This window comes from Kitasatospora sp. NPDC047058 (assembly GCF_040643935.1).
Taxonomy (GTDB): domain Bacteria; phylum Actinomycetota; class Actinomycetes; order Streptomycetales; family Streptomycetaceae; genus Kitasatospora.
In genome coordinates, this window is record NZ_JBEYVJ010000533.1 from 1 (window position 1) to 4036 (window position 4036).

Sequence of the window (4036 nt, forward strand, 5' to 3'; positions counted from 1 at the left end):
GGCCCCGGAGCCCGCCCCCGGGCCGGCGCCGGCCGCCGCCCCCGCGGTGCCGATGCGGGCGGCGCTCGGCCTGACCGCGCTGGGCCACCCCGGACTGCGGGTGGGCCAGGTCGCCGCCGTCACCGGGGTCAACCGCGTCCCCGACCAGACGATGCGGATCAGCGCCGTCGTCCACCGGTTCAACTCCCGCTCCGGCTACACCGTGGACGTCAAGCTGGTGGTCGCCGAGGCGGGCAAGCGGGCGCAGGTCGGCGGCGGGGTGCAGGGCGTGGTCGACCGCTGGCGGGACGTCGTGGAACGCCAGCAGCAGGAGCGGCCGGCCATCGACATGGGCGAGGTCACCGCCTACGCGCCCGGTGCCGAGGGCAAGCACCTGGCCTCGCTGCACTATGGGCAGAGCCCGTCGGGCGCGGTGGTCGCCCCGAGCGTGGCGGCCCCGGTCGACACCGCGGTGGACCTGCACAACAAGCCGATCGCCTCCCCGTTCGCGTTCCACAACTGCGGCCTGATCACGCCGGTGTACCCGAAGATGCGCGCCGTCCTGGCGCACAACCGCGGCCTGGTGAACGACGCCGTGGTGACCGGTTTCCTCTGGCCGGAGAACCCCGCCCAGGCGCACCCCGGCAACCGGGCCGGCGACTACTGGCTCGCCCTGCCCACCCGGCTCGGCCCGGACGGGCTCCCGGTCGGCAAGGGCGCCAACGACCTCACCGACGCCACCGGCCACCGGGTGGTGCAGGTCGCCGGACTCCAGCTGCTCGTCGGCGCCGACAAGCTGCCGGACGTCGGCACCCGGCCGACTCCCCCGACCGACAGCACGATCACCATCGAGCACCAAAGCGGCACGAAGATCGCCGTGGACAAGGACGGCAACGTGACCATCACCACCGCCGCGGGAAAGAAGCTGACGCTCGGCAACGGCCAGGTCAGCCTCACGCTCGACGGCCCCTCCGTGAAGGTGTCCTGATGCCGGGCGCGCTCACCACCGCGTCGGTGCTGCAGTGCATCCACGGCGGCAGGCTCACCGTGCCGGCCGCAAGCACCGCGCTCACCGTCGACGGGCAGCCCGTGCTGGTCCAGAGCGACCTCACCGCCGCGACGATCGCCGGCTGCGCCAACACCAACGCGGCGGCCGGCCAGACCCCGTGCCTCAAGGTGACCTCGGTCACCACCGGGCTCAGCACCGCCCTCACCGTCCGGGGCCAGCCCGTGCTGCTGGACACCGCCCGGGGACTCACCAACGCGACACCGCCCGCGCCCGTCATGTGGCAGGTCGTCTCGGCCGGCCAGACCAAGCTGACGGCCCGGTAGCCGGGGCCAACCCAGGAGGATTGACGTGAACGACGGACCGTTCGGCCGCAGCCTGCTGATGCAGGACGGCGACCTGGTCGTACGCGACGGGCAGTTGGCCGAGGTCAGCGGCACGGACAACCTGCTCCAGGCGCTCACCCTGCGGGTGCTCACCCCGTTCGGGTCCGACGAGTTCAACGTCGGCTACGGGCTCGACGTGACCCGGGCCTTCACCGAGGCGCACCCGCCCCAGCTGGTGCGCAAGCTGCTGGAGCTGAACCTGGTCCGCACGCTGGTGACGGACCCGCGGGTGAGCGACATCCGGCAGATCACCTTCGACGACGACCCGCAGACCCGGCACGCGCGGTCCTGGAAGGTCCGGGTCGAGGTCGAGACGGTCGCGGACCAGCCGGCCTCGCTGCTGGTCGACGTGGGGGTGTGAGCGTCCGATGACCGAGTACGGAGTCACCGAGGAGGGGTTCGTCCTCAAGCCCTTCGACGTCCTCCTCCAGGAGGGCGTCGACCGGGTCAAGGCCGTCCTCGGCGTCGACCTGACCAGCACCAGCCCGGTCCGCAAGCTGCTGGAGGTCGCGGCGCACGAGGACGCCGAGGTCTGGAAGCTCATGGAGGACCTCTACTACGCCAACTTCGTCTCCACCGCGTACGGCGACGCGCTCGACCTGCTCGGGCAGGACGTCGGCCTGGAGCGCCGGGACCTGTTCAGCGAGGGCACCGTCCGGTTCACCCTGGCCGGGGCGGCTCCGGGGCGCGACTACGTCGTGCCGGAGGGGACGGTCGTCACGACGGCGGCCGCGCCGCTGCGGGCGTTCGCCACCACGGCCGCGGCCCGGCTGAGCGCGACCGCCCCCACCGCGGACGTCGCCGTCGCCGCGGTCGACCGCGGCGACACGTACGACCGAGACCGGGGCACGGTCACCGTCGTCGACCCGGTCTGGCAGCAGGTGTACCTCGGCGACTTCGCCCCGGCCACCCTGACGGTGACCAACCCCGTCCCCACCACCGGCGGCGGGCGGCGCGAACCCGACGCGGTCTACCGCGCCCGGCTCACCGGGCTCGCCCGCGACCTGTGGACCCTGGACAGCGTGCGCCAGGAGGTCCTGGACGTGAACGGCGTCGTGGACGTCGTGCTGTCCGACCCGCTCGGCGGCGTGGACGTGTCCCAGAGCTACTTCGACGCGTTCTCGTTCGACCAGCGGCTGTTCAGCACCGAACGCCACGTCGGCGAGCCGTACTTCTTCGACGTGCTGGTCGCCCACGACTACCGGTGGCCGTGGCGGACGACCGGGCCGGTGCCCGGGGTGTACGAGCGCGTGTCGGACGCGGTGGACCGGGTGCGTCCGGTGGGCGTGCACGCCAACATCGTCGAGGCCAACCACATCGACACCGGTGTCCGCGCGACCGTCATCGTCGAGGCCGGGTCCGACAGCGCGGCCCTGCGGTCCGCGATCCTGCGGCGGCTGGCCGCCGACATCGGCGGGCTGCGGCTCGGCGGCGACGTCCGGTACTCGCACGTGATGGCCGCGTTCGTCGAGCAGCCCGGGGTCGTCGACGTACAGCAGCTGCACCTGCGGCGGTGCCCGCCGGCATTCGGGCGGATCACCTTCGGCGCGGTGCCGCACCAGACCGCGGTGGTCGAGGCCGCCGTCGGCGAGAACCTGGTGATGGGGCCGACCGAACTGGCCGTCTTCCGGCCGGACAGCGTCCTGATCGACCTCGCGGTGGTGGTCCGGTGAGCACCCTGGCCGCGGTGCGGATGGCACGCCACCTCACGGCGCCGTTCGGCCGGGGCGCGGACTCGCTCGCACTGACGCTCCTTCCGGGCTCCGACGCGGCCACCGCGACGGTCGCCCCGTACGACTTCGCGGACCATCGGGCGACCTTCGGGCATCCGGCCGAACCGGTCTACGTCCTGGCGCTGGTGCGGGACTGCGAGCACGCCACCGTGGTCGACGTGGGCCTCGCCGGGCCGGGCGGCGCCGCCGGCCCGGTGTCCGTCACCGTCCCGGCCGGGACGCGGGCCGGGACGTCCTACGTCCTTCGGCTCCCGGCCGGGACGAGCGAGGCGACCACGCTGACCCGCCTGGTGACGACGCCCGCACCGGCCGACGGGAGCGCCGCGGAGCGCTGGTCGCTCACCGCGCTGCTCGGCACGACCGGCAAGCTGCTGTGGGCCCTCGGCGCCGAGCGGGACCAGCTGCGCCACCACCTCGCCCGCACCCTCGCCCAGCGCCGGCTGTCCAAGGCCACCGGCGCCAGCCTGGACCTCATCGGGGCCGACCTCGGAGTGCCGCGCTTCCCGCCGCTGCCATACGGCTACGACGAGCACGTCGTCGCGCTGTACCACCTGGACGACAAGGCCGGCGCGGCCCCGCAGGTGGAGGACCTCACCGGGCGCTACCCGGGGCGCACCGGCCATCACGGCACGATCGCCGGTCCGGTCCTGCCGGGCAGCCCCGGCCGGTACGGGCGGGCCTTCCAATTCACCGGTCCCGCGGCCGTCGTCACCGTGCCGAGCAGCCCCGACTTCGACATCGGGCCGGCGGCGGACGCGACCGTGGAGTGCTTCGTGCGCCCGGATCCGGCCCCGTCGGACGGCCTGCTGCTGACCCGGCACCCCGACCCGGCGAGCACCCGGGCCGGCTGGGTGCTCGGCACCGGCGACTTCGGCCGCGGGCTGCCCGGGAACCTCCGGTTCGCCGAGGGCGACGGCGCCACCACCGTGGAG

General features: G+C 74.1%; 5 protein-coding genes. All 5 read left to right on the top strand.

All coding sequences use genetic code 11. From position 1 onward, the window contains the following. The coding region (locus ABZ885_RS36875) for a hypothetical protein (RefSeq protein WP_360198896.1) at positions 1–967 on the top strand (967 nt) is incomplete at its 5' end. Then, positions 967–1311 (top strand): hypothetical protein, encoded by a 345-nt coding sequence (locus ABZ885_RS36880; RefSeq protein WP_360198898.1) that lies wholly within the window; start codon positions 967–969, stop codon positions 1309–1311. The genes ABZ885_RS36875 and ABZ885_RS36880, both read left to right, overlap by 1 nt. Before the next feature lie 25 nt (positions 1312–1336). Continuing rightward, a complete protein-coding gene (locus ABZ885_RS36885; RefSeq protein WP_360198900.1) occupies positions 1337–1732 on the top strand; it encodes a hypothetical protein in 396 nt (131 codons plus the stop codon). 7 nt (positions 1733–1739) lie between these two features. Then, the gene (locus ABZ885_RS36890) at positions 1740–3044 is read left to right on the top strand and encodes a baseplate J/gp47 family protein (RefSeq protein WP_360198902.1); all 1305 of its coding nucleotides are present in this window, start codon (positions 1740–1742) and stop codon (positions 3042–3044) included. Beyond that, positions 3041–4036: hypothetical protein (locus tag ABZ885_RS36895; RefSeq protein ID WP_360198904.1), on the top strand; the 996-nt coding region annotated here is incomplete at its 3' end. The genes ABZ885_RS36890 and ABZ885_RS36895, both read left to right, overlap by 4 nt.

Excerpts from the sequence above, each read along its gene's own strand:
- ABZ885_RS36880 (WP_360198898.1), top strand. The coding sequence starts at position 967 with ATGCCGGGCGCGCTCACCACCGCGTCGGTGCTGCAGTGCATCCACGGC.
- ABZ885_RS36890 (WP_360198902.1), top strand. The coding sequence starts at position 1,740 with ATGACCGAGTACGGAGTCACCGAGGAGGGGTTCGTCCTCAAGCCCTTC.